We start from the raw sequence: 26,631 nt of genomic DNA on the forward strand, positions 1-26,631 counted from the left end.
GGACGATGTCTGCCGATGCCGTTCCTACTGAACGAGGAACGGACTGACGAGGTTCTCGGTGAACTGGAGGCCCTGGGTGGTTCGGAAGGCCGCCTGGACGTGCATCTGCGTACCGACCATGGCCGAGATGTTCGGGATCGGCAGCGAGAGGTCGATGCGGCCGTTGGAGTCGGCGGGACGACCGAGGACGGTGAGCTGGTTGCGCTGCAGGAGCAGGATGCCGCTGACCCCGGGGAACTGCGTGGGCACCGCGGCCTTCGGGCCGAGGACGAACCAGCCGCCGAAGGAGCCCGGCGAGATCGCTGCGGCGTCGAGGGTCCCACCGATGCGCGGCGTGTTCGTGAGCGCGAGGCGACGCTCGCCCGTGTCGACCACCCGGACCGCGCCGGTGGAGCCGAAGACCTGGGAGTGGACGTCCTTGTGACCGATGGCGAGACGAGTGCCGGTGGCGTCGAGGGCCATGCCGCGGGAGCTACCGGATAGATCGACCTCGAAGTCAGGGAAGAAGCTCCCGAGACCGAGCACGATGACCTCGGGGTCGACGCCGTTGCCCCACGTCGCAAAGGCGGCACGGTGGCCGTCCGCGGTGATGGTGGCGGCGATGGGCAGGTTCTGGCTGGCACCGGGGAGCGCGAACTGGTCGTAGGACGAGATCGGGAACTGGAACACGGTGTCGTAGATCTCGAAGCGCGCGTCGGCGCCGTTCATGAAGTCCCACCACGCGATCGCGATGAGCGAGCCGTCGTCGGACATGTCGATGCGGCTCGGGAGCTCGGACATCGAGCCGGTCGGGCGCTGGTAGGCGGCGTAGCCGCCGCCGGGCTGGGCCTGCAGGATGCTGAGTGCACCGAGTTCGCCGTACGCGAGGACCGAGCCGTCACTGGACAGCGCGAGGGCCTGGGTCGCGGTGCTCACCGGCTGGTCGTAGAGCGGCGTGGCCGTGGCGTCGAGCACGTAGAGCGTGAGGCCTGCGATCACGGCGATGCGGGTGCCGTCGGCGGAGACGCTGAGGGCGTTGAGCGAGAAGGCGGGTAGATCACGGCGACCGAGGAGCGTGCCGTCGGTGCCGTTCACGACGTCGAGGCGAACGGTGGCGGTCGTGTCGTCCCAGGCGGCGGCGACGATGCGGTCCCCGCTGCGGTCGGCGGCGAGGCGGACAGGGCCGTTGATACGAACGTCGAGGTCGTGGCTCCAGGCCTCGGGCATCTCGGCGCCGGCGGCGGCGGTCCGGGGGTCGTAGGCCACGAGAAGCGGCTGGCGACTGTAGGCAGTGGGTGCGTAGAACTGGCGCAGGGCGAAGACCTTGTCGCCGCGCGTGCCCGCCGCGATGAGCGGCGCACCGAATTCGATGGCGGTCCGCGCCACGGTGCCGCGGGCGTCCTGGGTTCCGGTGGCGACCGCGTCGAGAAGTCGAAGGGCGTGATCGCCGCCGCGCTGCGCGGACCAGACGAACGAGTCATCACCGGCGAACAGGACCTCGTCGGGCATCCAGTCCGGGGCTGCGGCGGCAGGGGCGTGGCTCCAGCGCTCCCCCGCGGAGAAAGGATCCTGGGCGGAGGCGGTGCCGCCGAGGACGATGGCCAGCGTGAGACCTGCCATCAGCCCGGCCTTGGACGAAAGGGTGCGCGAGGCAAGGGGCCGGTGGCGGCGGAGAGTGACGGTCATGACAGGTCCTGGTACAGAGAGAGCGGAGCCCGCCCCCCCGGCGGCCTCAACGCTCAAAACTACCCCGCTTTGGAGGCCTGCCGCGGCGACTCAGAAATTCCCCGCTTCCTGCCCGCGATTCCTGCCCTCGTGGCCGCCCTGCGCTCACTTCCCGGGGCCCAAATCACTACACTCGGGCCCCCATGACGGAAGCCAATCTGAAACAGACCAACCTGCACGACGTGCATGTCGCGGCCGGGGCCAAGATGGTCCCCTTCGGCGGCTGGAGCATGCCGGTGCAATACGCCTCCATCCTCGACGAGGCCAGGTGCGTACGCGAGAGGACCGGCCTGTTCGACCTGGGCCACATGGGCCGCCTGGAGGTCAAGGGCAAGGACGCCGTCTCGTTCCTGGACCGCATGGTGACGAGTTTCGTCGGCAAGATCCCGCAGAGCGCCATTCGGTACGGCCTCGTCTGCAGGGAGGACGGCAATCCCCTCGACGACCTTCTGCTCTACAAGACCGGCCCCGAGGACGTCTTCGTCGTGGCGAACGCGTCGAACAAGGACAACGTTCTCGCGTGGCTTCGCCAGCACGCCGGGGACGCCGAGGTCACCATCGAGGACGTCTCCGACGAGCTGGCGATGCTCGCGCTCCAGGGGCCGAAGTCGCAGGCGGCGCTCCAGCCGCTCGTGAAGGACCTCGATCTCTCCGAGGTCGGCTACTACAAGTTCGCCTTCGGAACGGTCGCGGGCATCGATAACGTTCGCATCAGCCGCACCGGCTATACGGGTGAGGACGGCTTCGAGATCTACTTCCCGGACGAGCACGCGGTGCGCGTCTGGAATGAGCTGCTGGAAGCCGGCAAGGATCAGGGGCTGGCCCCCATCGGCCTTGGCGCGCGCGACACCCTGCGCCTCGAAGCAGGCATGCCGTTGTACGGTCACGAGATCGACCTGGATCACAATCCCATCGAGGCCGGGCTCCACTTCGGCATCTCGTTCAAGGAAGAGAAAGGCGACTGGATGGGGCGTGACGCGCTCGCGCGCGTCAAGGAGTCCCCCACGCGCCAGCTCGTCGGGATCAAGACGGACGGCAAGCGCGTACCTCGCCAGGGCTACAAGCTCTTCCACGGCGACGAGGAAGTCGGCGAGGTTTGCTCCGGCGCCGTCTCGCCCACGGTGGGCATGAACATCGGCTCGGCCTACGTGCCGGTCGCCCTGGCCCAGCCCGGTCAGACCATCGATATGGATCTTCGCGGAAAGCGCCAGGAGTGCACCGTCTGCGAACTTCCCTTCTATTCACGGACGCGCAAGTAGCGCGTCTCCCCCACTAGCCCCTCCATTCATCCACATGCGTCCGGACGACCGTAAATACCTCGACAGCCACGAGTGGGCCAAGCTCGAAGGTGACCTCATCGTGGTCGGTATCACCGACTTCGCCGTCGAAGAACTCTCGAACGGCAACGAGGGCGACCTCGTGTACTGCGACCTCCCCGACATCGGCCGGATGGTCGAGCAGGGCGAGACCTTCGGCGAGATCGAGTCCGTCAAGGCGGTCTCCGACCTCAACGCGCCCGTCGCCGGTGAGATCGTCGAGATCAACTCCGAGATCGAAGAGCACCTCGAGGTCCTCTCGGAAGATCCGTGGAAGAAGGGCTGGCTCATCAAGATCAAGCCGACCGACAAGAGCCTCGATCACCTCCTCGACGCATCGGCGTACGAGGAGCACATCGCTCACTGAGTCGACGTTTCGATCCGCCCACCTGGCCCCATGAAACCCCGCGAGTGGCGGCTTCTGGAGACCTACGACGTCTCCCCCGCCCTGGCGATGGGACTCGATGAAGCGCTGCTTCTCGGATCCGATACGAGCGTCGGCCCCGGCTCCGCCCAAGAGGCGGGCCCGGAACCGACGCTCCGGCTTTATACCTGGCAGCCGGACGCGATCTCCCTCGGCTACTTCCAGGCCTTCGACGACGTACCCGCGGCCCACGATCACGCCGCGGTCGTGCGGCGCCTCACCGGCGGCGGTGCGATCCACCACCACGCGGGGGAACTGACGTTCTCGATCACCCTCGACGCCGGGGACCCTGCGTACGTCGGGTCCGTGCCGGACAGCTACGAACGAACCCACGAGGCCGTCATGGCCGCGCTCAGGAGCCTCGGGGTCCCCGGGGTGGTGATGCGCCGTGACGCACCTTGTCTGTCCGATCGGGACGGCACGGGGATGTGCTTTCACGAGTCGACGCCCCAGGATATCTGCTGGCCCATGGACCGGGAGCCCGGACTGCGCAAGGGCGTCGGCACGGCGCAAAGACGGATCCGGGAGCGCGGCCGCGGACGCATTCTGCACCATGGCTCCGTCAAGCTAGGTGGGTCCCCCCTGGAGCCTGGTGTTGCGACGGCCGCCGAGGCGATCCGTTCCGCTGTGGACATCGAGGCCGCCGCTGCGGCGCTGAAGGACGCGGTGTGCGCGGAGTTCGGCGTCAGACTGCGACCGGACTCTCCCACGGAGGTAGAGTGTCGCCGCGCCGCCGACCTGGGCCAGCGCTACGGCTCGCCGGAATTTCTCCATCGAAGCGTTCGCAGGCACTGGACCCCGTCAAAGCGCTCCAAATGAGATGGGCTGACCGGGCTGTCACCGTCGATCGACTCCCGGATCGAGACTTCCTCCCCTCTCCAGCTCCGACCAGTTAGCTTTCTTTCGGCTGGACCGCGCAATTCCGCCCCGCTCCCACCCGTCGACCTGCGCTCTCCGCAATCACGCTCCGTATCAGCGCCCTGCACCCATGAAACTCACTCGCTACGCACCCATCCTTATCGCCTCTCTCGCCATGGTCGGCTGTGTGGGCAATGACAGCAACAACACCGGATCCGGCGGCTCCGGTGGCGGCTCCGGCGGTGGCGGTGGCGGCACCGGCCCCCTCACCGGCTGCGAGGCCCTCGACACCCTCGACCTGGGCCCCGATGGACTCGCCATCGTGGACCTCGACGCGGCCAACCTGAGCCCGATCGTCACCAACGTCTTCGATCGCTACACGGCCATCACGACGCCGTCCGGTGAGCGGATCCACTTCGTGGCCCAGGCCGGCGTGGACGACGCCAAGATCCGCAGGGCGCGCGCCGTCATGCGCATGCACCTCGAGAACACCGCCACGAGCGGCGACAAGACCGCCATCGCGAACGCCGTCTCCGGCAAGTGCGGCACCATCGCCATGTTCGCCAACGAGAGCGAATACGACCTGGCGGACCCCGCGGTCATGACCTTCCACGAGGACTTCGGTGGCGCCTACGTCCCTCTGTTCGGCAACCGCGTCGTCGTCGAAGGCTCGAACGTCTACGTCAAGACGAACCCCGGCTACGATCAGACCTTCAGCGCGACGGCGGTCCTCGTCTATCGCCAGGGCATGCTCGCCGAACTCCCGAACTGGACGTCGCTGATGACGCTCGCTCGGACGAACGCACAGGCCGACGGCACGTTCAATCCGGTGAACGAGAAGCCCTACCTCGACCTGAACGAGGCCTATCTCGGCGTCATCGTCGAGTCCTACGAGGGCGTCTGGGGCCACGACCCGAGCGGCGACGGCTCCGCGCAGAACGGCGTGTACGCCTTCGGAGATCGCCCGGCCATGGAGGCTGGCGACTTCTCGACGTTCGACCTGCTCCAGCTCTTCTTCACGCCCGAGCAGACGTTCGTGGCGGAAGTCGACATGAACTTCACGGGCACGTTCGACCTCCTGTACAACCAGTCGCTCCCTTACACGAACCGGTCGCAGTACCTCACCAACGTGCGCCTCACCGGCGATCACACGGCAGAGCTCTTCGGCAATGGCCTCGACAACACGCTGATCGGCAACGACGGCAACAACAACCTCAAGGGACGCGCGGGCGACGACACCATCGACGGTGGACCGGGCCTCGATACGGCGGTCTTCAGCGCGCCTCGATCCGAGTACACGATCACGAACAACGGCGACGGAACGACCACCGTCCGCCACAACGTGGTGCCCGGCTCGGGCACCGACGTGGTCCGCAACATCGAGATCCTGAACTTCACCGATCAGAACGTGAACATCTGATCGGAGGGGCGACGTGGAGGGTCAGAGGGAAACCTCGAGGCCCCAGTCAGATCGGCCAGCGGCGCGAACGGACACTCCGGTGATCGTCGCGCCGCTGGCCATTTTGATGGGTCGCCAGGTATCGCTCCCGGGCCGCTCGCTGACCCAGCGATTCGTTGCGGCCGTCCAGAGCGCGGTGGCAGCCTCGGCGGAGTTCTCCGCGTCCGCGACGGAGGCGGAGAAGGTCGCGCGGCCACGGATGGGGCGTCTGCCGGGCATGACGATCGCCGTGGAAGCAGCAACGGAAACGGTCGCTGGTCCCCCGATGGCGGAGCCCGGGATCAGGCGGATGGCCGTCGGGGGTCCCTCGACACAGGAGACCTCGCCCACGAGTCCCCCGCCGAGGCGAAGGTGAACGCGCGTGGCGGCGTCGATCCAGAGCGAGCCGCTCGTAGCATGCGCGCCGGCTCCCTCGGCCGTCGCGGCGCCGGTGAGGGTCGCGATGATCCCCACGCGCTCGAGTCGCGAGGCCACGAGCTGGAGCAGGTCGAGGCCCGTGGTGCCGTGGGCCACGTGCAGGTGAAGCAGGAGTTCGGCGGGCAGCTGCCCCGCGAGAGCGTCGACTTCGATCTCCACGAGATGGCCATGGGAGCCGATGCTCACGGAGGCATCATCACCCGACGCATCGCCGTCGGTGTCCGGCTCGGACGCCGGCGCCTGGACGACTCCGCCCAGATAGACCTGAACGAGGCCCTGGGCAGCCGCGTCGGAGCCGAGGAGGCAGGCCAGCGGAAAAAGGTACGCGGCCAGCGCCAGTAGCGTGGTCAGTGGTGAGCGGGTCATGGGTGCCGGGGAGTGGTCTTGGATGGACGAATGCGACGCGGACGACGCGGCTATCCTCTCCTTCCCCCAATCCACTGGCAGCCGAAGGACGGCTACACGAAACGTCCCATGGACCGTTTCGTTCAGACCACCAGCTGTCTGCAGCCGCTCAAACCTGAGCTAGCGCGACAAGAAAAGGTGGTTCCCCCGCCAGGACTTGAACCTGAAATGACTGTACCAAAAACAGCTGTGTTACCAATTACACCACAGGGGAGTGCGCACCCGCCCCTGGGGGGCGCTGCGCGGGCGGCAAGAATAGCACCCGATTCCAGGAGTGCCAGTCCTTGCGTGCAGGATTTCTCAGCCAATTAGCTGAGAGCCTGAGCAAGAATGGCTTGGGCTCGACGCGCATCCGCGTCAGCGGATGCGGCAGGGACATCGAACAGCCTGCAAACTATCATTTTGCTCAGGCTGTGAGGTCGCGGGCACCCTCGAGCAGGAGCCCGAGCGCCTTGTTCTTCGCCCAGCTCCGAATCCGCTCGCGGCCCAGCGGTGGCCAGCGGCGATCGACCGTGCGAACCTCGATTTCACCCGATGCGTGACGGAGCGCGAGGCCGAACCAGACGAGGCCGATCGGCTTCTCCTCGGTGCCGCCCGTGGGTCCTGCGACTCCGGTCGTGGAGACGGCGAGACGAGCCCCAGAGCGTTCGAGAGCGCCGCGGGCCATCTCGGCGGCGACCTGCTGGGAAACGGCGCCGTGGGCGTCCAGGGACGCCTGGGCGACGCCGAGGACCTCGACCTTGCGCTCGTTGGCGTAGGTCACGTAGGAGCCCTGGAAGACCGCGCTGACCCCCGGGGCGTCGGTGAGCGCGCCCGCGACGAGGCCACCGGTGCAGGACTCGGCGACCGTGAACGAGAGCCCTTTCTCGGCCAGGAATCCGCCGACGAACGAACCGAGCCCCTCTACCTCTTCGCCGAGGTAGCGATCGGGGAAGAGCGCCAGGATCGCGGCGGCGCTTTCTTCGGCCAGACGGTTCGCTTCCGTCTCCGTGTCCGCCGTGGCCACGCAGCGTGCCGTCAGGACGCCCTCCTTGACGGTCACCCCTACGAGCGGATTCGCGTCCCGCGCCATCCACACTCCGACGCCGTCGGCGAAGGTGCTCTCCGGCAGATCGCCGAAGTGAAGGGTACGCTTGGCCCGCTTCTTCGAATCGGGCGGGTGAGCAGCGAGCCACGGCGCCATCTCGGAATCGAAGACGCCCTGGAGTTCCTTCGGCGGACCCGGGCCCACCATCACGACGGCGCCGGAGGGATGGACCGCGCGGAAGCCCGGCGCCGTGCCGAACGCATTCGGGATCCGCTCGGAGCCGACGGGGATCAGAGCCTGACGCCGGTTCGATTCCAGCACGGGGCGGCCAGCGCGAAGGAACCACCCGCTGACTTCGGCCCAGGCCTCCTCGGACTCGTAGAGCTCCACGCCGAGCGCCTTCGCCACGCCGTGCCGCGTCACGTCATCGAGCGTCGGCCCGAGCCCCCCGCTCACGAACACCGTGGCGGTCTCGCGGGCGAGCGCGTCGACGGCCGCCGCGATGTCGGCTTCCTCGTCCCCGACGACGATCACGCGACGCACGGTGCGCCCGAACTCCAGGCAGCGATAGGCGAGGTAGGGCGAGTTGAGATCGGGGTGTGCGCCGGCGAGCAGTTCGTCCCCCACGGCGACGATCCCCACGGAAGAAGGATCGAGGCTCTCGCCAGGTTTCGGGCTCAAGTGGCCACCTCGGAGCCGGTGAGCTCCTCTTCGGGGATGAGGACGGGCGGCGGAGTCCAGAACAGTCGCGAGACCCAGTAGCCCACTTCCCAGAGGACGATCGCGGGGCCCGCGAGCAGGAGCTGGGTGTAGGGATCGGGCGGCGTCAGGAACATGGCGATCACGAGGGCGGCGATCGCCATGTGGCCGCGGTACTGGGCGTAGAGCTTGGGATCGACGAGGCCCGTCTTGCTGAGCACGACCTGGATGACGGGCAGCTGGAAAACGATGCCCAGCGCCAGGGAAAGGCCCCGGAGGAACTTCAGGTACTCACCCAGCGACATCTCACGGCTGAGCCCATCGGTCGCGATGCCGTCCGCCTGCAGGAAGTAGATGGCGTTCGGCACCATGTAGTAGAAGCCGAAGGAGACCCCGAGCCCGAAGAGCGCCAGCATCACGGGGAAGAACGAATAGACGATCTTGCGCTCGGCCTGGTAGAGACCTGCGGCGATGAACATCCACATCTCCCACAGGAACACAGGTCCCGCGATGAAGAGCGCGAGCATCACGGCCACCTTGATCTTGTCGACGAAGGGACCGCCAGCTTCGAGCACCTGAAGCTTCTCGGGGAATCGCCGGTCGCGCAGCAGCCGCATCTCGTGGCCGTGGGCCCCGACGTAGTCCTCGGGGGAGAACTCGGCGTCCCCGTGGGGCACCTCGAGCTCGGGCAGGCTGAAGTACTCTTCCCACTCCTCCTCGGGATTCGAGGCGAGTTCGCGCACGAAGTAGAGCTTGAGGTCGTCGTTGAGCCGCTCCGCCGCCTGCGAGTGCGGGATCCTGACGAACTCCATGACGGGTTCGCGGTAGACGTAGAGCACGACGACGGCCACGACGAAGGCCAGGGCCGAGCGCATGACCCGAACTCGAAGTTCGTTCAGGTGCTCCCCCAGCGTCATCCGAGAATCGTCGATCGAGTCCCCTTCGCCCTTTGGCTTCTGCGCTGTCTCTGCCGGTGCCATCGGGCAGGGATTCTAATCGAGAAGGCGCCCCTCCCGTATCCCGGGAGGGGCGCCTTCTGAGGGTCGGTGTCAGGCCCCGCGCCTCGAGCGACGGAAATCCCGCGCTTCTAGCGACGGAAATACTGCAGGACGTCGCGGACCGGAATGATGGTCACGCCCTTGTCGATGGCCTCGGTGTAGACCGGAAGGCTCTCCGGCTGCAGCGGCTCCTCGAGGGGCTCGCCTTCTTCGTCGACGAACATCGGGCCGCCGACGATCAGGAAGTCGGTCGTGTTCGAAAGCTCGTTCTGGACGTTGATGCCGATCTCTTCGAACAGCAGGAGGAGCTCCGGCTTGTTGTAGGAACCGGTGATGTTGCCCGCAAAGACGGCGTTGCGCTCGCCCTTCGGCTCGTACAGCGCGTTGTAGATCTTGTCCCCTTGGACGACCGGCTGGCCGAGCGGGTCGACGACGTCGAAGATCTCGACCTCGGAGAACTTGGTGCCCACGTTCGTGACACGAGCCTTGCCCTTCGGCTTGCTCGGGTCGGCACCGGGCTGGCCGCTGACGATGTTGAAGACGATGCCCTCGCTGAGGCGATCGGAAGCCTTCAGGTTGATGATGCCCATGTCGTAGGCCGACAGGACTGCGCTGATCTCACCGTCGGGCTTCTCCGAGCGCTTGGTGATGTCGTTCAGCTTACGGGTGTAGTTCGCCTTCGTGGAGGACATCGCCTTCTGGCTCTCCTCGAGCGCGCGGGCGCTGAGACGCACCTCATCACGGACCTGGACGACCTCGTCGGTCTTGCTCTCCAGCTTGCTGCGCTGCTCCGAGCTGGCGGTCTCCAGGCGGGTGATCTCGCTCTTGAGGCTGTCCTCGAGGTCGGTCTTCTCCTGGGTGAGCGTGGCGATGATCTCGTTCTTCTGGCCCTCGAGCTCGGACTTGGCGGAGCGCTCGGCCTTGACCTGCTCGGTCAGCGTGGCGATCGTCTTCTGGAGCTCGCCAATTTGAGCGACCTTCGCCTGGTAGGCCTTGGTCATCTCAGGGATAGCGGCTTCGAAGGTCGTGACCCCACCCATGTCCGGGAAGGTCGCCTTGGCGTTCTCGAGGGAAGCCTCCGCGGCCTCGACGCTCGAGGGGATGGTCGCGAAGTCCGTCGTGAACCCGAGGATCTTGGAGCGATCCGCAATCGTCTTGGACGAATCCTCGTAGAGCTTGTCGGCCGCCATCTTCTCCTGCTGGGCGGTCACCATGGCGCGATCTGCGATGGACGCATCGTTCTGGGCGATATAGGCGTATCCCAGCGCGAACATGAGGAGGACGATCATGACAATCATCCACACGGCGCTGATGCGGGCAGCCCCACGGCGGGTCGAGATCGAGGAAGGGGTCTTCGTGCGCATAGAAAAGCGTGTCGGGCCGTTCTGGAGGGGTCCGAGGGAGCCACGCAGGCCGGGTGAGCCAGGCGCCTGCCCCATTCGAATCGACTCTGAAATCGACCGGTGAAGGAGGTGATGTTGGGGGGAGACCGCTGACTCGATGGGCCTGCGGAGACGAAGAGATAACCGAGAGAGGCGTCGCGGACAAGGGTGGGCTGCCGGTCCCGGCCGTTTCTGTGCCCGGACGGCGCCATTTCTGTGGTGAGATCCCACCCAAGGGACCCCACGTCCGAGCTTAGACCCCTCACCCCCACCGGTTTCCCAACTGTTCCGCACGGATTCACTTCCTCCCATGCCAGACGACGCCACCGCATCCCCAGGGAGCCCGACGAAAGCCCCCCGGCCACCCATCGTTTTCGGTGTCCTGGGGGGGATCGCCTCCGGAAAATCCCACGTCTCGAGACTCCTGGCAGGTCCCGATGGCCTCGTCCTGAGTGCCGATGCGGCCGCCCACGAGGCCCTGCGAGATCCCGAAATCGTCGAGAAACTCCGGGCGGAATTCGGAGACGAGGTCCTCGGCCCCGATGGAATGCCCGATCGGGAGGCCCTGGCCCGCATCGTCTTCCAGGATCCGGGCTCGAGGAAGCGACTTGAGGAGTGGATCCACCCCGTGGTTCGTGCGACACTCCACGCAGCGCTGGAGAACGCCGCCACCCAGGGCGTCTCGCGCGTGGTGCTCGACGTCCCGCTCCTCCTGGAGAACGCCGCCGAGCATGGCCTTCTGGCCCTCTGCGATCATCTCGTGTTCATCGACACGCCTGACGCGGACCGCGACGCGCGCGCCGTGGTCACTCGCGGCTGGGCCCCTGGAGAGGTGGCTCGCCGCGAAGCGGCGCAGATGCCTCTCGGCGAAAAACGCCAGGCGGCGGACTTCGTGATCGACAACCGAGGCGACGTGGAGTCGCTCACCCAAAACGTCCGGGCGGAACTCCTCCGTCTGAACCTTTCCTGATTGCACCCATGGCCCAGCCATACACTCAAAACAAAGCGAAGAAGCGGCCTTTCAAGGCGAAGAAGCCCTTCTTCAAGCAGAAGCAGGTCGAGAAGAAAGGCACGGGCGTCTACGTCGATTTCGACGAGGTCCCGAGGGACCTCAGCGACGACGAGGTCGAGGCGCTGATCGAGGAGCTTCCCAAGAGCCGCAAGAAGAAGCTCCCCACCCACGATTTCACCGTGATCCAGGGAATGAACCTCGGCGAGCTCCATGAGTTCGCGGAGGAGGAGTCCATCGAGGACTTCATCGGCCGCAACCGTCGCGACGCGCTCTGGGAGATCGGCCGCGCCTGGATCGAGCGCCGCGAGCCAGTCTTCGCCGAAGGCGTGCTCGACCTGCAAGCGGGCGGCCACCATTGGCTCCGGGTCGCCGCCAACGACTACACGCCCGCCCACGAGGACGTCTATGTCCCCGCGTCCCTGGTGGAGAAGTTCCAGCTCGACCGCGGCATGACCGTGCGTGGACCGCTTCGCCCCACGGCGGAGGGCGAGCGCTACTTCTGCCTCCAGACCGTCGAGTCCATCGACCTCGGGGACCCCGAGGACGCGCTGGGACGGCCCGAGTTCAAGGAACTCGTCCCGATCTACCCGGAGGATCGAATCATCCTGGAGGGCACCAAGGACAACCCGCTGGAGATGCGGATCGTCGACCTCATCACCCCCATCGGACTCGGCCAACGCGGCCTGATCGTCGCGCCGCCGCGGACCGGCAAGACGGTGCTGCTGCACATGCTGGCCCAGTCCATCGTGCACTCGAAGCCGAAGGCCAAGCTGATCATCCTGCTCGTCGACGAGCGCCCCGAGGAGGTCACGGACTTCACGCGGTCGATCACGGGCGAGAACGTGGAAGTGGTCTCGTCCACCTTCGACGAACCCGCTGCGCGTCACCTCCAGGTCGCCGAGATGGTGATGGAGAAGTCGCGCCGCCTCGTGGAAGCGGGCGAGGACGTGGTGATCCTCCTGGACTCGATCACGCGCCTCGCGCGGGCCGCGAACATCGAGGCACCGAGCAACGGCAAGCTGCTCTCCGGCGGTCTCGAAGCCACGGCGCTCGCCTTCCCCAAGCGCTTCTTCGGCGCGGCGCGGAACATCGAGGGCGGCGGCTCGCTGACCATGCTCGGGACCGCGCTCATCGAGACCGGGTCCAAGATGGACGAGGTGATCTTCGAGGAGTTCAAGGGCACCGGCAACATGGAGATCGTCCTGGATCGACGACTCTCGGACCGCCGCATCTTCCCGGCGATCGACATCAACCGATCGGGCACGCGCAAGGAAGAGCTGCTCTTCACACCCGAGGAGATCGAGCGGGTCTGGATGCTGAGAAAGGTCCTGAACGAGATGGACCCGGTCGAGGCGATGGAGATGCTGATCGCCAAGATGGGCAAGACCAGCGTGAACGCCGAGTTCCTGATGAGCGTCGGCTGAGGCTCCTCCCGGCGGGGCAGTTCAGGAGGCCCGCTCCGCAGCTTCGCGCGCGGAGCGGGCCTCCGGACGTCCACCCATCGACACTACCCGCGCATCGACACCGCAGGCGTCCCGGCGACCTTCGCCCTCGACGCCGTAACCGCTCCGAGCTTCTCGAAGGCGAGGCACACGTGCTCCAGGGTCTCCCGATCGCCCGCGAGGCCGGCTTCGAGCACGGTTCTCCAGAGGCTGACGAGATGCTCGGTGGCGTCCGCTCGGGTCGTCAGATGCTTCCAGCGCAGGAGCAGTCGGTTCCGCTCGATCACTCGACTCGCCAGCTCGGCATCCGTCGTCTGGAACGACGCATCCGCCGCGGGCGCATCACCGAGTCCGTGGATCGCCTTCGCCTTCGGCACCTCGATCAGCAGGCGCCCCCGACGGCGCGCCGACAGCGAGAAGTCCACGTCCTCCCAGGAGAACGGCGCGAAGAGCGAATCGAAGCCGCCGCTATCGAGGAACTCCTGGCGCAGCATCATGAACGCCGAGGAGGGCAGGAACGACGCCAGCCTCGGCGCATCCGCGGACTCCCCGCTCTCCGGCTCGACCGCGGGCTGGCCCTCGAAGATCGTCAGCCGGTCGTCCACCAGCGTCAGCGTGCCGGTCGTCTCCGGCGGCACCTCCGGACCCGCGCCCGCGTGCGTGATGCGCGGCGAAGCAGCAAAAACAGCCTCGGGCGTCGGAGCGACCGATCCGGGCTGAAGGAAGGCCTTCGTCAGCTCGTCGAGCGCCCCCGGCATGAGCGCGACGTCGTCGTGGAGCACCAGGACGAGCGAATTCCGCGCCTCCTGCATACCCTTCCGAACCGCCGCCGAGAAGCCCAGGTTGTCCCCCGTCGAGAGGATCCGCACCTTCGCCCGACGGTCCCCGTCCTCGGCCCCGAGGACTTCCGGCACCGTTCCGCTGGCGCGGTCGAGCCCGGAATCGTCGACGATGAGGATCTCGTCCGCGGCGATGCTGCGGGCCTCCACTTCCTTGACCGCGGACGGCAGCGACAGGCGCAACCGCGCCTCCGAGCCGATCGTCGGGATCACGATCGACACCGACTTGGCGATGGAGCGTGAGCCCGTTCCATCCCCCCGGGCCTTCTGCATCCGATCGCCGGATGTCCCTTTGGATGCACTCATGATTTCACCTCGTCTTCGCTGGATCCGGTCGCCTCGGCGGTGACCCCGTTCGTTTCGTTCGTTTCGGATGCTTCAGGATCGTCCGCGGCATCTGCCGCCTCGCATTCCTGACGGGCCACGCCGCTCGGCAGCGGCGCCCCAGCGCTCTCCACGCTGTCGGGATCGAGCGCCTCGCTCTTTGCAGGCGCTCGGTCGAGTTCGCTCGCCCCGGCCTGATCGCCCTCGGCGGGCCGACTGGAGACCTCCGCCAGAGCGGACATGGAAACGACCACGTCCTGGGGCGGATGCGCCCAGGACCTGACCCTGGACGCGAGCGGCCCGCCGAGGAATCTCGCCCGAAGGGAGTCGGCTGCCTTCGAGACGTTCTCCATCTCGGCCCGGCGCCAGTCCAGTTCGGCCGTCATCCGCTCGAGCCTCGTGGTCATACGCTCCAGAGAAGCCGTCGCTTCCTCGCCATCCTTCGAACTCGTCTCGGTGACCGCCGCCGAGATCGTATCGATCAGGCGGTCGGCTTCGTCGGCGACCCAGCTGTCGTTCCGCTGGAGCGCCTCGAGGTCCCGCTCCAGCGACACGCAGTAGGCCTCGATGGACTCGAGATCCCCCATCGATGCGCTGGGACCATCGGTCGCCTCCCCTTCCGCGGCGGGCTTGACGAGCCGCTCGCGCAGGCGTCGGATCTCGCTGCTGCGCTCGTCGATGGATCGCGCGAGTTCGTCCCGCGCAGCCTCCACGTCGGTCAGAGCCTTCTTCGCGGCTTCGACCTGCATCGAGACCTCGCGGTAGCGCTGGCCTGCCTCTTCCGCATCCTTCGCGAGTCGCTTCTTGTCGCTGGCCGAGGCCTGGTTCTCGAGTTCGGCGGAGGCGAGCTGGCTCTTCATCTCCTCGAGTTCCGCGCGCAGACTCTTCGCCTCGGCTTTCGCCTCGGCCTTCTCCGCGGCGCTCTTCGCGCTCACCTCGCTGGCCGCTTCCGCGTCCGCGACCGCTCGCTCCATCGCCGAGATAGCCTCATCGCGGGCCGAAACGGCCTGCGCCTGGCCGGCGACCGCCTCGTCCCTGCTGGCCACGGCCACGCTCGCCTGGGCCGTCGCGGCGTCCGCCCTCTGAGCCGCCCGGGCGGCCTCCTCGGCGCGCGCCGCGACCTCGTGCTCGTACTGTTCGAGAACCGAATGCAGGTCAGCGATCCGTCGCGAGCGCACCGACTCCTCGGCCCGCAACGCGGCCTGGGCCACACGCAGCTCGTGCAGCGCGCGCGCCACCTCCTTGCGCGCCACCTCATCGTGCTCGGCTCGATCGCGCATGGCTCCGCCGCGCGCCACGACGCGAGCGAGCAGCTCGGCGTCCGTGGCCTTCAGCCCGAACGCCTGCCTCAGCTTCGAGACGCCCGCCTGGGCGCGCGCGAAGAGTTCGGTGTTGGAGAGCGAGCGCAGCTCGGCGATCTGCTGCTCGACCTCGACCAGCGCCGCGAGGCGCTTCCGGTCAGGCTTCTTCGGCCCACCGAAGGGTTCCTGACGGGTCAAGGCATCGGCGTCGCGGTCGCCCGCCGCGGGCGCGGCGCTCCGCAGGGCGCGGGCGCGCTCCAGCGCCTCCGCGGCATCCGCCAGCGACTGGTACGTGTCCAGCCACTCCAGGGCCTCGTCGTCGATGTCCTTGGTGTTCGCCTCCTGCTCGCTGAGCGCGGCGCTCCGCATCGACTGGAGCGCGGCCGAACCGCTTTCGCTCGCGAGGCGAGTCAGCGCCTCGGTCAACGAATCGACGCTTCCCGGGGACACCAGTACGCTGGCCGTCGACGGCGCCGCCTCGACGACGCCCGGCATCCGGGAGGCGACCACGGGCACGCCCGCCGCGAGCGCGATGCGCAGCGCCGACGGCGCCACCTCGCCCCAGAGGCTCGGCATGACGAGCAGGTCCGCGCCGTCGAGCGCCGCAGACGCGTCGACCGAACTGCCGCGCGACCAGACCACGTCGACCCCGAGGAGCTGCGCACGCGAGTGGATCTCGGCGTCGCGGAGATCGTCCGTGCGCTCGAGCGCGAGGCGGAGGGCCAGCGCAGGCCCCTTCTCGTCCGCCCGGATCCGCGAAACGGCGTCCAGGAGGATGTGAAGCCCGGAGGTCCGCGCCGTCGTTCCCATGTAGACGAGACGAATCGGCCCCTTCGCGCGCTCCAGCGACGGGCTGGAGCCTCCGCTCGAATTCGCCGTGGCGGCGCTGAAGTCGATGGCAGCGACCGAGTCCGCGGTGACGGCAGAGTCCACGGGCTCGGCGAAGACCGCCGCGAGAACCGCCTTGTCCACGCCGGGGGCCCTGAAGGTGAACGCGCGGCCGACGGCCGCCGAGAGCTCGCGCGACAGGAGCCGCGAGGCCGCGAAGCGCCGGTCCACGCCGGAGAGAGCGACGCGCTTCTCCGCCCTGCGCATCTCGATGGACTCGCGGGCCTCGCGAAGCGCGGCCGCTTCGTCGGGCGACTTGAGGTCCTGGTGCAGAAGTCGCCTGGCCTCCTCGTCGTACTCGGCCGTACCGGGCACGAGATCCCGTGAAGCGAGGATCCGCTCCGCCGCGAGGGAGCGCGCTTCCGCCTCGGTGTCGCCCAGCTCGAAGGGGCTGAGGTCCGGCATGGTCAGCGAGACGCGATCGTGCGCTGGCCAGGTGTCATGGGCTGCGTAGAGCGTCGAGATCCTGCGGATCTTGGCCTCCCGGACGAGCCCGACGCCCATGGGGTCGAGGTGCTCGAAGTGGCAGACCGTCGGCCGCTCCCGCTCCAGGAAGGACGCGAACGCCTCGGCCGCGCGATCCTGGTCGGGCTCCGTCTCCATCTCCAGGACGGTGACGCCGAAGCTCTTCCCGGTGATGGGCTCCACGAGTTCGGACCGACGCTGCGCGTACGGTGCGAGCCCGGAGCCTGTCACTCCGGCGAAGACTTCGACGGAAGCGCCGGCGCGGGCCAGCGCGGGCGCCAGGGAACGTACGTGGGAGGCCAGATCGATAGGAGATCGGGCCCGAAAAGCGGCTGTAACCAGTGCGACTCGCATCCCTCGAATATAGAGAGACGAGGGGGGCAATCCGTAGCGAGAAACGCCGCGGGAAGGGCTAAAGCATGAACGCGCCGCCGTTCATGTCGATCGTCTGCCCGGTGACGCCGTGGGCGTCCCTGGAGACCAGCCAGGCGACGAGGCCCGCGACGTCCTCCGGCTGGCCCATCCGGCCGAGCGGAACGTCTTTCATGGCAAGCGCATGCGCCTCGTCGAAGGTGAGGCCAAGGCCCTTTGCCATGCCCTCGATTCCCTGTCGCGCCATCGCGGTGTCGACCCAGCCGGGCGCGATCGCGTTGACCTGGACCTCGTCAGGCGCGAGTTCGGCGCTGAGCGCCCGCACCAGGCCGCCGATCCCGGCCTTGGACGCGCAGTAGCCCGTGTATCCCACGACCCCGATGCGCGCGAGGATCGAGGCGACTGCGACGAGGTGGCGTCGATCGCCGGCAAATCTGGGTCCGTCGTCCTCGTCCTCGTCGGCGTCCGCGTCCTTCGGGGAGCGCAGATGCGGAATCGCCGCCCGGAAGGTGTGGTACGTCCCGGAGAGATTCGTCGCCACGAGATCGTGGAACCGATCGGGCTCCTCGTCGGACTGGAAGCCTGGGCCGTTGGATCCGCCGATGCCCGCGTTCGCGATCACGAAATCGAAGGGGCCGAGCGCGTCGGCCGCGCTGCGAAGACACCCTCGAACGGAATCCAGGTCGCGGATGTCGCAGGAGTCGGTGTGCAGGAGCCCGCTGGCCCCCAGCGCCCGCGCCTCCGCGACCGTCTCCTCCAGCCGCGACTCATCGCGGGCCAGCAGTGAAACCGAGGCACCTTCCGCGGCCAGCCGGAGCGCGATCGCGCGGCCGATGCCCGTCCCGGCCCCCGTCACGAGGGCGTGCTTGCCCTTGTGACGGACGGAGAGCGATCCGACGAGCGACGAAAATCCCGCGCCGCTCTTCTTTGCTTCGCCTGGGCCCATTACTGCTGCGTGGGAGCCCAGTGCCCCTCCGCGATCATCTCGTGGCTCTTGTTCTCCAGCCAGCGCTCGGCGTCGATCGCCGCCATACATCCCGTGCCGGCCGCCGTGATGGCCTGGCGATAGACGTGGTCCATGAGGTCACCGCACGCGAAGACGCCCTCGACGGACGTATGCGTGCCGTTCTTGACCAGCACGTAGCCGTTCTCGTCGGTCTCCAGCTGATCCTTGAAGAGCTGGCTGTTCGGCACGTGCCCGATGGCGACGAAGAGCCCGTCGGTCTTGAACTCCGTCTCTTCCCCGGTCACGGTGTCCTTGAGGCGAACGGCGCGCAGCTTGCCGTCCTCGCCCGCGATCATCTCGGTCGGCGCCTTGTTGAGCTGCCACTCGATCTTCGGGTTGGCCTTCGCGCGATCGACCATGATGTTGGATGCGCGGAAGTCCTCGCGCCGGTGCACGATCGTGACCTTCGACGCGAAACGCGTGAGGTAGTTCGCCTCCTCCATCGCGGAGTCGCCGCCACCGACCACAACGACCTCTTTGCCGGGGAAGAACGCGCCGTCGCAGGTCGCACAGGCGGACACACCGTGACCCATCAGCTTCGACTCGGACTCCAGGCCGAGGAGCCGCGCGGACGCACCCGTCGAGAGGATGACCGCGTTGGCCTTGTGCTCGCCGAAGTCCGTCTTCAGCGTGAACGGGCGGCTGGAGAAATCGAACTCGGTGATCTCCTCGAAGTGAATCTTCGTCCCGAAGCGTTCGGCCTGCTCCTTGAACTGCTCCATCATCTCCGGGCCGAGCACGCCCTTCGGGTACCCGGGGAAGTTCTCGACGTCGGTCGTGATCGTGAGCTGGCCCCCGGGCTGCATGCCCTGGAACAGGATCGGCTTCAGGTTGGCTCGGGCGGCGTAGATAGCGGCGGTGTAGCCAGCCGGGCCGGAGCCGACAATGATCACGTCGTGGACTTCAGTCATGGGATCGCGTAGCGGAAAAGAAGGACGAGGGAACGAGCCGCCGGGGCTCGCGGGGCTCTCGAACGGGGCCGAGCGCGGGCGAGCAGTGTAGGACCCTGCCCCCGGTTCACAAGTAATCGGCCGGGTCTGGGGGTCGCCAGGAGCACCGAAGCCAATGGTCGCCATAGGATCTGGTGATGACCGATCGCGCCGATCCGAAGACCTCAACCGCCCTGGCGTACGCCTGGCGTCCCCTGCTACAGGACCTCTGCGCGGGGATTCGAGGGCCGGTCCGCGCCGCCCTTGCGGAAGCATTCGCGACCGCTCGAGGCGGCGCGGCACGCCTGGACGGCGTCACGAGGGCGGTCGGATCGGGCGCCGGGGACATCACCTTCGCCATCGACGTGGTCGCAGAAGAGGCCGTCGATCGCTGGCTGGAGGACGTCGCGGCCCGAGGCCCGATCTCGCTACTGACGGAAGACGCGGGCTGGCGCCACTTCGGCCCTGCGGAATGCGGAGGCGCAGAGCCGCTCCCGGATTTCGACCACGGCGGCCCCAGGATCATCCTCGACCCGATCGACGGCACGCGCAACGTCATGCACGATCTGCGGTCGGCCTGGGTCGTCGTCTCGTTCGCGGGGCCTGGACCGTCGGAGCCTCGATACAAGGACCTCGTCTACGGGCTGGTATCCGAGATCCCTGACTCACGCACCTCCGAGGCGCGCGAGATCGACGCCGTGCTCGGCGACGGCGCGAGGCTCCGCCGGCTCATCGTCCCTGCGGCGTCCCATGGCGCTGGCGCGACCGAAGTCGTCCATTCGGATGGCACGCTGCACGCCGACCCGGAGCTGCGCCTCGATCGCGGCTACTTCCCCTTCTTCGCCTTTCATCCCTCGTGCCGCGCGGACATCGCGGCGCTCGCGCATCGCGTGTTCGAGACCCTCCGCGAGGAGCACCCGTCCATCGATCTTTCGACCGTCTTCAACGATCAGTACATCTCCAGCGGCGGGCAGCTCGCGCTCCTCGCGCTCGGGGCCTATCGAGCCATCGTCGATCCGCGGACGATCGTCGGCGAGCGGACCGGGCGACCGACGCAAACCGCCAAGGCCTACGACATGGCGGGCGCGGCGCTCATCGCCACGGAGGCTGGCTGCGTCGTGACGGACCCCCTGGGCGAGCCGCTCGACTTTCCGCTGGACGCGACGACGCCCGTGGATTTCGCGGGGTTCCACAACGCGGCGACCGCGGCCGCGATGATCCCCCACTTGCGCGCAGCGCTGGAGCGGCTCTCCTGAGTCAAGGTCAGGCTGTCCGAGCTCAGGCGCCGGGCGCCGGAATCCTCGATACGTCGAACCGGCGAAGCGCCCACGCGCCGAACGCGGTGAGGAGCGTCAGGAGCAGAATCGCCGTCAGCGCGACCCAGGCGCCCGCGAGGTAGAGCGCCAGCTTCGGACGACCGAAGCCACCGTCCGCCACGAATGCGTGGAGGAGGTACGCCCCGCCGGCCGCGATGGCGAGCGCCCCCACGAGCAGGAGGCCACGCAGCATCACGAGCAGGAAGCCGCGGCCGGTGTGCTGCAGCGCGCTGCCCTGGCCTGGCACGAAGCGTACCGGGAACAGCAGGAAGACCGCGTTGTCGACAGAGGTCCAGATGTAGGCGAGAAACGGAACGAGGGCCATGGTGACCCAGAGATCTGCCCCGAACTGGCGAAGGAGAACCCCGCGCGTGGCGAGCATCCCCGCGACGACCAGCGACGTCAGCAGGACGCCCGGCAGCAGGGTTCCGACGAACACCTTCCATGGCGCGAGCGGCCACGCGCGCATCGACTCCATCCGGTCGAGGTCGGTGCGAAAGTCGGCGCGGATGCCGCTCGCGAGGTAGACCGTCGCGAGCAAGGCCAGCGTGGCCGGACCGCTGCCCGGTTGATCGAAGACGCGTACACCCACGACCACCCCGGCGATCGCCACGACGGCCACGATCAAGAGCGTGCCACGCGCCTGACGGATGAGCCACGCCGTTCGCACCCAGATGACCGCCCCCATCGGAGACCGCCCCGCGAGCCACGGGATACGCCAGCCCTTGGCGCGACTCGACTGCCCGAAGACCCCCGCGCCCCCCTGGCCGCTGCGCATTCGCGCGAGCTTGCGCTCCATGTCCTGCGACGTACGCAGCGAGGACTCGCGGAAGTCGATCGGCATCCGCGCCACGGCTTCGAAGAGCAGGACGAGCAGCCCGAGGATCGACGCGAGCCACGGAAGCGCTGCGGGGACGCTGGGACTCGCGATGGCCCTGGCCCACGGCGTGAGCGGAAAGGTCGCGATGCGCATCGGACGGGACGAGGCGACCTCGTTGACGCGCTGGAATGCGGTCCTCGGTGGCGGGGGCACGGACGGGCGCACCTGGGAGCGCCAATCCCAGGGGGAAACGCCGGACTCCGTCCCCCCTCCGACGCCGAGAACTTCGCCGTCGAGGTCGTCGAGATCGTCGGGGTCCTCGGGGGATCGCGGGGATCGCGGGGATGAGAAATCCGGCGCACGCCTCGACCTGGCGTGATCGGTGGACTGGATGCCAGGGCCGAAGCTCAGGAAGGTGAAGAGTCCCAGGATCCCGAGGGCCCCGATCACGCGGAGCGCCGTCGCCGGAAAACGCGACAAGATGCGGTCGCCGAGCCCGCCCGTCTTGGCCGCGAGCAGCGAGAGCGCCTGACCGAAGATGCTCGTTGCGGGGATCGTGACGGCGAGGCCGAGGGCCGCGGCCCACGGCGAGGCGAAGCGCGGACTCAGAAAGAGCGCCACGATGACCGTGAACGGCAGCGCCATGAGCATCGCGCCCAGCATCCGGAACCGAACGATCGATCGCCGCGGAACGGGCGCCGCGAAGAGCCTCTCCAGCTCCGGTCGAGGCATGTAGACGCCCCGGAACGAAAGGCTGCTGAACGCGACGAAGCCGAGGTAGGCGAGGAGGCCGAGCCGGACGAGTTCCATCGAAGGAGGATCGACCGTGCGCTCGACGTAGGAGCTGCGCAGGATGATCGTGACGATCCAGAGAACGAGCAGAATGGCGCCGACCAGCAGCGAAACCGCTCCACCGAAGGTTCTCGCCTTCCGCGCCAGGAGTCGCACGCGGCCCTTCAGCTTCAAACGCCAGAGCAGGAACAGTGGCGGCGAACTCGAAGAACTCATGCCGGGCCGGTCTCGTCGTCGCGGGGGCCGGTCTCGTCGTCGCTTCCAAGGGGTGGGATGACCGCGGGTGAGATGTCGTCCAGCGATGCCACCCTGCGGCCGGAACGATCGCCCGTGGCGGCGAAGAAGATCTCCTCCAGCGAGTCGTTCTCGGAGAGCGAGACCGAGGCCCGCGCGTCCTGGAGCGTGCCCTCGAAGACCTTGACGCCTGAATCGATGATCAAGATCCGATCGGCGAGCGCCTGGATCAGCTCGAGCAGATGCGAGGAGAGAACGATCGCCGTCCCCTGGTCGCGAAGCTCTTGAATCGCCGCGCGGGCGGAGCGGATTCCGCGTGGATCGAGGCCAGAGAGAGGCTCGTCCAGCAGGCAGACCGCAGGCTCGGAGATCCACGCGGAGCAGAAGCTGAGCTTCTGACGCATGCCGCGCGAGAGTTCGGAGCCGAGGGCATCGGCGCGATCCGCCAGCTCGAAGCGCTCGAGAAGCCGCTCGGCCTTCGGCTGCCAGTCGTCCACGGAGAAGAGCCTGGCCGTGAACTCCAGGTGTTCGGCCACCGTGAGCACGTCGAACGGAGCCGGGTCATCGGGAACGTAGGCCAGCCGACGCTTCGCCGCCATCTCCTCGGCGGCCAGATCGTGGCCATCGATGATGACTCGGCCCTCCTGAAGGGGCAGGACCCCGGCGATCGACCGGAGCGTGGTGGTCTTGCCCGCACCGTTCGGCCCGACGAGCCCCAGGATCTCACCGCGCCCCACGGAGAAGCTGAGATCGTTCACGGCCAGCCGATCCTCGAAGCGTCGGGAGACCGACTGGCAGATCAACGGCGGGAGCGTCATGGCCCTCGAGGATAGCAGGGCAGGCCGGCGAGGGCGCGGAGCCGGCTTCCCAAAAGCGATCAGCCGGCGGCCACGACCGAGGCGCCGACCGAGCTCTTGGTGATGTTCTTGATCATGCCCGTGAACCCCTCGACGCGCCGTGCCATCTCCTTGAAGTCGATGACGTAGGGAATATCGAACTGCGTGCGGAGCGACGCGTCGCGGTTCTCACCCGTGTCGGAGAAGAGCACCGCGGGAATGCCTGCCTTCTGGAACGGGATCTGATCGTAGGCGGGAACGCCCAGCATCCAGCCGGGCGTCGCGAAACCGCGGGCGGGGAGATCGGTGGCTTCGGCCCAGGCAGCGAGCGTCTCCGTGACGAAGCTCCGCCCTAGGAACGCGCCGTAGACGCCGACCCAGTCCGATGAAGCGGGGTGCGACAGGTACCACGGGAACGCCGAGTTCTGGCCGCCCTCGCCCGGGCGGAAGCATCCGAAGCTGCCGACGAGATACGCCGCGTCGATCTGTCGACCTTCCTTGAGCTGATCGTCGAGCCAGCGCTGGGCCCCCATCGTCTCACGCCCGGTGTGGGGCGCCTCCCCGGTGCCGAAGAACGCGACGATCACGGTCGGCTCGGTCGGTTCGTTGCGGAGAGCTCGCAGGGTTTCCATCACCGTCGCGACGCCCGTGGCGGTTGCGTTGGCGCAGAGGCTCTTGCTGTAGGAGTCGTAGTGCGTGCCGATCAGGATGGTTCCCCGACCCCGGCCTTCGCGAACTCCGACCGTGTTGTAGAAGGTGTTGGTCCCCGCTTTGTACGTGTGGCTCTCCAGCTTGAAGCCAGCGTCGAGGATCGACTGTTCGAGCGTCTCGCGAAGCTGAACGGCGCGAACCGAGAAGCGCGAACTCCTGCGACCGATGTCCTCGCAGAGCCAGAGCACGTCCCTCTCCACGCGCTCGGCGACCTCGCGGTGAACGTTCTCGTAGTCCGTGGGCAGCGGCTGCCCGACCCTGCCCGGCTCCGGGAAACCCGACATGTACCGGAACAGCCCGAAACTGCCCCCGGCGAGGCCGAGAACGACGACGAGGGACTTGATCTTGGTCTTGGTGGGATTCCGGCGGGACTGCATGGGATCGGTCGGGAGGGGCGCGGCGGGCGAAGAGCGGAGGGTTTCCGTTCAGCTCGTCGACGCCTCGACCCACCCGGATCCAGCGATTCAGGCCCGAATCCCACGGGAGGACGGGGCTGGATCAAAATGACTCAGCCCCGGCTCCGGGTATCGGCCACAGCCCACCTCTCGGGCACATCTCGTCCCGTGGGCGACCACGCAGGGTCTCAGGCAGGCGGCATCAGGCCGCGAATGACACGCGGCCGTGAAGCATCGACGCGGGCAACGACGCGATCGAAGAAGTCCTGATAGAACTGACTGGGAACCGCGCCGAAGCTGGCGTCGATCGGGCCGTCCGAGGTGCCCTGAACGTTCTCGGCCTCGACCGTCACGAGCGTGCGGGGGGCGCGCCGATGCATGTCGACCTGGCGGACCTCGACCCCCACGCGGATCCAGGTGCGGCGCGACCCCGCGATCGAGGGGTCCGAGGATCCCATGCCCTTGCTGGCGCTGATGTAGGCCTCGCCCGCGGCGGCCTCATGGACTTCGTAGCCGAGGTCCATCAGGGTCGCCACGACCTGGGGACGCACGTCCTCGGCCGTACCGACGAACGTGCGGGCCTTGAAGCCACGGTACTCCTCGTAGGGAGTCGTGAAGGGCGGAATGCCGCCGGCGCAGGCGCCCAGGAAAGGGATGGCCAGCACCGCGAGCGGGACGAGGGCCATCCACTGGACGCGGGATGGGATTCGGGTCATTTTCGTATGAGTCATGGCGCACCGACCGGATGACGGTCCGGGGCGGGTGGCTGGCACGGGCCGAAGCGACGGCGCTCCGTCCACGCGCAGAACGCGTGGCCTCCTCTACCTGTGCGGCTTTCCCTCCCCGCTAGCATCCTTGCGATCTCCGAGGTCGAATGGAAGCGCGGTGTGTTGAAGTATTCGATATGAATCCGATGGACCCGCAGACGGAAGGGGGCGGCGCCGATCAGGGCCGCCAAGGGGATCGCCGCCAGGCCGACCGCGAGCGTGAGCATCATCCCGGCACGGATGCTCTGCACCCGGCCCCCCCCACGCCGCAGAGCGAGCGGCGAGCGGGCGGCTCGGACGTCGACGTGCTCGTGATCGGCGGCGGCATCCAGGGGGTTGGAGCTGCCCAGGCAGCCGCCGCCGCGGGACACACCGTGGCGCTCCTGGAGCGAAGCGAAGCGGCGATCGGCACCTCCAGTCGCTCCAGCAAGCTCATCCACGGGGGCCTGCGCTACCTGGAGACGTACCAGTTCCGGCTGGTCCGTGAATCCCTGAACGAGCGAAAGATTCTCCAGACGATCGCGCCGCACCTCGTGCGCCTCGTGCCCTTCTACATTCCGGTCTACCGCGGCATGAAGCGCGGCCCGTGGATGATCCGAGCGGGCCTCACCCTGTACGCGATCCTGGGAGGGCTTCGGAAGAGCGCCAGGTTCCGCAGCCTCCCCCGGTCGGAGTGGGCCACGCTCGACGGGCTCGACACGCGCGACCTCAAGGCGGTCTTCCGCTACCACGACGGCCAGACCGACGACGCGGCGCTGTGTCGGGCCGTCCTCGCGAGCGCCATCGAACTGGGCGCGCTCGTGGATGCGGGCGCCAAGGTCGTGGCGGCGGAACGCATCGGGACGGGCGACGCTCGGCGCTGGAAGGTCCGCTTCGAGCGCGGCGGCGAGAGCCATGAATGCACGGCTCGGGTCGTCGTCAACGCGACGGGTCCGTGGGTCAACCGCGTGGCGCAACTCGCGACGCCACAGCCCAAGACGCGCAACGTCGACCTCGTGGGGGGAACCCACATCGAGGTGCGCGGCCACCTCGAACGCGGCATCTACTACACCGAGGCCCCCGAGGATCAACGCGCGGTCTTCTCGATCCCATGGAAGGGCCACATCATGGTCGGGACGACGGAGCGACCGTACGAAGGGAATCCGTCGGAGATCCAGCCAACCCGGGAGGAGATCGACTACCTCCTGAACGTGCACCGGAGGTACTTCCCGAACTCGAAGGGCGAGCTCGTGGCCGCGTGGGCGGGCCTCCGGGTTCTTCCCCACGCCGAGGGATCCGCGTTCGAGCGACCGCGTGACGTGACGCTCGTTCCGGATGACGAGGATCATCCGAGCTGGGTCGGGGTCTACGGCGGAAAACTCACCGGGTACCGTCACACGGCCGAGGAGATCATGGATCTGATCCGTGGGTCGCTGCCGAAGGCGACCGCGAAGGCCGATACGGAAACGCTGCGTCTGCCGGAGCTGGAGCGCGTGACCGTCTGGGACGAGTGA

General features: G+C 67.8%; 21 protein-coding genes and 1 tRNA gene. 8 read left to right on the top strand and 14 right to left on the bottom strand.

Annotated features, from left to right (window positions below):
• Positions 1-24: 24 nt before the first annotated feature.
• Entirely contained in the window at positions 25-1,665 is a 1,641-nt protein-coding gene (locus Poly30_RS19720; RefSeq protein ID WP_145201228.1) for a hypothetical protein, read from the bottom strand.
• 182 nt (positions 1,666-1,847) lie between these two features.
• Here Poly30_RS19720 and gcvT point away from each other — a divergent pair, with 182 nt between their 5' ends.
• The 4 genes from gcvT (at position 1,848) to Poly30_RS19740 (ending at position 5,722) form a co-directional block, all read left to right on the top strand.
• Positions 1,848-2,963, top strand: a complete 1,116-nt coding sequence (gene gcvT, locus Poly30_RS19725) for a glycine cleavage system aminomethyltransferase GcvT (protein WP_145201231.1) — start codon at positions 1,848-1,850, stop codon at positions 2,961-2,963.
• A gap of 34 nt (positions 2,964-2,997) precedes the next feature.
• Complete coding sequence (gcvH, locus tag Poly30_RS19730) at positions 2,998-3,387, top strand: glycine cleavage system protein GcvH (RefSeq protein WP_145201235.1); 390 nt, start codon at positions 2,998-3,000, stop codon at positions 3,385-3,387.
• Between the two features lie 30 nt (positions 3,388-3,417).
• Positions 3,418-4,263: a lipoate--protein ligase family protein gene (locus Poly30_RS19735; protein ID WP_145201238.1), complete on the top strand. Its 846-nt coding sequence runs from the start codon at positions 3,418-3,420 to the stop codon at positions 4,261-4,263.
• A 169-nt stretch (positions 4,264-4,432) separates the two neighbouring features.
• Positions 4,433-5,722, top strand: a complete 1,290-nt coding sequence (locus tag Poly30_RS19740; protein WP_145201241.1) for a hypothetical protein — start codon at positions 4,433-4,435, stop codon at positions 5,720-5,722.
• Positions 5,723-5,743: 21 nt separating this feature from the next.
• Here the strand turns inward: Poly30_RS19740 and Poly30_RS19745 are convergent, their stop codons facing one another.
• From Poly30_RS19745 to Poly30_RS19765, 5 genes are all read right to left on the bottom strand, one after another.
• Complete coding sequence (locus Poly30_RS19745) at positions 5,744-6,544, bottom strand: hypothetical protein (RefSeq protein ID WP_145201244.1); 801 nt, start codon at positions 6,542-6,544, stop codon at positions 5,744-5,746.
• A 178-nt stretch (positions 6,545-6,722) separates the two neighbouring features.
• Positions 6,723-6,797 (bottom strand) — tRNA-Gln (locus Poly30_RS19750).
• A 192-nt stretch (positions 6,798-6,989) separates the two neighbouring features.
• A complete protein-coding gene (locus Poly30_RS19755) occupies positions 6,990-8,291 on the bottom strand; it encodes a CinA family nicotinamide mononucleotide deamidase-related protein (protein ID WP_419190402.1) in 1,302 nt (433 codons plus the stop codon).
• On the bottom strand, positions 8,288-9,289 hold the full coding sequence (gene tatC, locus Poly30_RS19760; RefSeq protein ID WP_145201250.1) for a twin-arginine translocase subunit TatC: 1,002 nt from the start codon (positions 9,287-9,289) through the stop codon (positions 8,288-8,290). Before tatC ends, Poly30_RS19755 begins: the two co-directional genes overlap by 4 nt.
• Positions 9,290-9,396: 107 nt before the next feature.
• Positions 9,397-10,596, bottom strand: coding sequence for a hypothetical protein (locus tag Poly30_RS19765; protein WP_145201253.1), 1,200 nt, complete (start codon positions 10,594-10,596; stop codon positions 9,397-9,399).
• Positions 10,597-10,999: 403 nt separating this feature from the next.
• Here Poly30_RS19765 and coaE point away from each other — a divergent pair, with 403 nt between their 5' ends.
• Positions 11,000-11,659: a dephospho-CoA kinase gene (gene coaE / locus Poly30_RS19770; RefSeq protein ID WP_145201256.1), complete on the top strand. Its 660-nt coding sequence runs from the start codon at positions 11,000-11,002 to the stop codon at positions 11,657-11,659.
• Between the two features lie 233 nt (positions 11,660-11,892).
• The gene (gene rho / locus Poly30_RS19775) at positions 11,893-13,125 is read left to right on the top strand and encodes a transcription termination factor Rho (RefSeq protein WP_419191378.1); all 1,233 of its coding nucleotides are present in this window, start codon (positions 11,893-11,895) and stop codon (positions 13,123-13,125) included.
• A gap of 83 nt (positions 13,126-13,208) precedes the next feature.
• Here the strand turns inward: rho and Poly30_RS19780 are convergent, their stop codons facing one another.
• The 4 genes from Poly30_RS19780 to trxB are packed head-to-tail and all read right to left on the bottom strand — an operon-like array spanning position 13,209 to position 19,249.
• Positions 13,209-14,288, bottom strand: coding sequence for a glycosyltransferase family 2 protein (locus Poly30_RS19780; RefSeq protein ID WP_145201261.1), 1,080 nt, complete (start codon positions 14,286-14,288; stop codon positions 13,209-13,211).
• On the bottom strand, positions 14,285-17,314 hold the full coding sequence (locus Poly30_RS19785; RefSeq protein ID WP_145201264.1) for a glycosyltransferase: 3,030 nt from the start codon (positions 17,312-17,314) through the stop codon (positions 14,285-14,287). Before Poly30_RS19785 ends, Poly30_RS19780 begins: the two co-directional genes overlap by 4 nt.
• Before the next feature lie 58 nt (positions 17,315-17,372).
• Positions 17,373-18,278 (bottom strand): SDR family NAD(P)-dependent oxidoreductase, encoded by a 906-nt coding sequence (locus Poly30_RS19790; RefSeq protein ID WP_419190403.1) that lies wholly within the window; start codon positions 18,276-18,278, stop codon positions 17,373-17,375.
• Positions 18,278-19,249 carry a thioredoxin-disulfide reductase gene (trxB, locus tag Poly30_RS19795; protein ID WP_145201270.1) on the bottom strand — a complete coding sequence of 324 codons (972 nt, stop codon included), beginning with the start codon at positions 19,247-19,249 and terminating at the stop codon, positions 18,278-18,280. The genes Poly30_RS19790 and trxB overlap by 1 nt, the downstream gene beginning before the upstream one ends.
• A 176-nt stretch (positions 19,250-19,425) precedes the next feature.
• On the opposite strand from trxB, the gene Poly30_RS19800 reads away from it, so the two are divergent.
• A complete protein-coding gene (locus Poly30_RS19800) occupies positions 19,426-20,523 on the top strand; it encodes an FIG domain-containing protein (protein WP_145201273.1) in 1,098 nt (365 codons plus the stop codon).
• A gap of 22 nt (positions 20,524-20,545) precedes the next feature.
• Here the strand turns inward: Poly30_RS19800 and Poly30_RS19805 are convergent, their stop codons facing one another.
• The 4 genes from Poly30_RS19805 to Poly30_RS19820 form a co-directional block, all read right to left on the bottom strand.
• Positions 20,546-22,411 carry a putative ABC exporter domain-containing protein gene (locus tag Poly30_RS19805; RefSeq protein WP_145201276.1) on the bottom strand — a complete coding sequence of 622 codons (1,866 nt, stop codon included), beginning with the start codon at positions 22,409-22,411 and terminating at the stop codon, positions 20,546-20,548.
• Entirely contained in the window at positions 22,408-23,247 is an 840-nt protein-coding gene (locus Poly30_RS19810) for an ABC transporter ATP-binding protein (RefSeq protein WP_145201279.1), read from the bottom strand. The genes Poly30_RS19805 and Poly30_RS19810 overlap by 4 nt, the downstream gene beginning before the upstream one ends.
• A gap of 59 nt (positions 23,248-23,306) precedes the next feature.
• Positions 23,307-24,353: a M28 family peptidase gene (locus Poly30_RS19815; protein ID WP_145201282.1), complete on the bottom strand. Its 1,047-nt coding sequence runs from the start codon at positions 24,351-24,353 to the stop codon at positions 23,307-23,309.
• A 206-nt stretch (positions 24,354-24,559) separates the two neighbouring features.
• Positions 24,560-25,087: a hypothetical protein gene (locus tag Poly30_RS19820; protein WP_145201285.1), complete on the bottom strand. Its 528-nt coding sequence runs from the start codon at positions 25,085-25,087 to the stop codon at positions 24,560-24,562.
• A gap of 197 nt (positions 25,088-25,284) precedes the next feature.
• Here Poly30_RS19820 and Poly30_RS19825 point away from each other — a divergent pair, with 197 nt between their 5' ends.
• Positions 25,285-26,631: a glycerol-3-phosphate dehydrogenase/oxidase gene (locus Poly30_RS19825; protein ID WP_145201288.1), complete on the top strand. Its 1,347-nt coding sequence runs from the start codon at positions 25,285-25,287 to the stop codon at positions 26,629-26,631.

The organism is Saltatorellus ferox (assembly GCA_007751475.1).
Lineage (GTDB): Bacteria > Planctomycetota > UBA1135 > UBA1135.

Coding starts and splice junctions, on each gene's coding strand:
- Poly30_RS19720 (WP_145201228.1), bottom strand. CDS start 1,665: ATGACCGTCACTCTCCGCCGCCACCGGCCCCTTGCCTCGCGCACCCTT.
- gcvT (WP_145201231.1), top strand. CDS start 1,848: ATGACGGAAGCCAATCTGAAACAGACCAACCTGCACGACGTGCATGTC.
- gcvH (WP_145201235.1), top strand. CDS start 2,998: ATGCGTCCGGACGACCGTAAATACCTCGACAGCCACGAGTGGGCCAAG.
- Poly30_RS19735 (WP_145201238.1), top strand. CDS start 3,418: ATGAAACCCCGCGAGTGGCGGCTTCTGGAGACCTACGACGTCTCCCCC.
- Poly30_RS19740 (WP_145201241.1), top strand. CDS start 4,433: ATGAAACTCACTCGCTACGCACCCATCCTTATCGCCTCTCTCGCCATG.
- Poly30_RS19745 (WP_145201244.1), bottom strand. CDS start 6,544: ATGACCCGCTCACCACTGACCACGCTACTGGCGCTGGCCGCGTACCTT.
- tatC (WP_145201250.1), bottom strand. CDS start 9,289: ATGGCACCGGCAGAGACAGCGCAGAAGCCAAAGGGCGAAGGGGACTCG.
- Poly30_RS19765 (WP_145201253.1), bottom strand. CDS start 10,596: ATGATCGTCCTCCTCATGTTCGCGCTGGGATACGCCTATATCGCCCAG.
- coaE (WP_145201256.1), top strand. CDS start 11,000: ATGCCAGACGACGCCACCGCATCCCCAGGGAGCCCGACGAAAGCCCCC.
- rho (WP_419191378.1), top strand. CDS start 11,893: ATGAACCTCGGCGAGCTCCATGAGTTCGCGGAGGAGGAGTCCATCGAG.
- Poly30_RS19780 (WP_145201261.1), bottom strand. CDS start 14,288: ATGAGTGCATCCAAAGGGACATCCGGCGATCGGATGCAGAAGGCCCGG.
- Poly30_RS19785 (WP_145201264.1), bottom strand. CDS start 17,314: ATGCGAGTCGCACTGGTTACAGCCGCTTTTCGGGCCCGATCTCCTATC.
- Poly30_RS19790 (WP_419190403.1), bottom strand. CDS start 18,278: ATGGGCCCAGGCGAAGCAAAGAAGAGCGGCGCGGGATTTTCGTCGCTC.
- trxB (WP_145201270.1), bottom strand. CDS start 19,249: ATGACTGAAGTCCACGACGTGATCATTGTCGGCTCCGGCCCGGCTGGC.
- Poly30_RS19800 (WP_145201273.1), top strand. CDS start 19,426: ATGACCGATCGCGCCGATCCGAAGACCTCAACCGCCCTGGCGTACGCC.
- Poly30_RS19805 (WP_145201276.1), bottom strand. CDS start 22,411: ATGAGTTCTTCGAGTTCGCCGCCACTGTTCCTGCTCTGGCGTTTGAAG.
- Poly30_RS19810 (WP_145201279.1), bottom strand. CDS start 23,247: ATGACGCTCCCGCCGTTGATCTGCCAGTCGGTCTCCCGACGCTTCGAG.
- Poly30_RS19815 (WP_145201282.1), bottom strand. CDS start 24,353: ATGCAGTCCCGCCGGAATCCCACCAAGACCAAGATCAAGTCCCTCGTC.
- Poly30_RS19820 (WP_145201285.1), bottom strand. CDS start 25,087: ATGACCCGAATCCCATCCCGCGTCCAGTGGATGGCCCTCGTCCCGCTC.
- Poly30_RS19825 (WP_145201288.1), top strand. CDS start 25,285: ATGGACCCGCAGACGGAAGGGGGCGGCGCCGATCAGGGCCGCCAAGGG.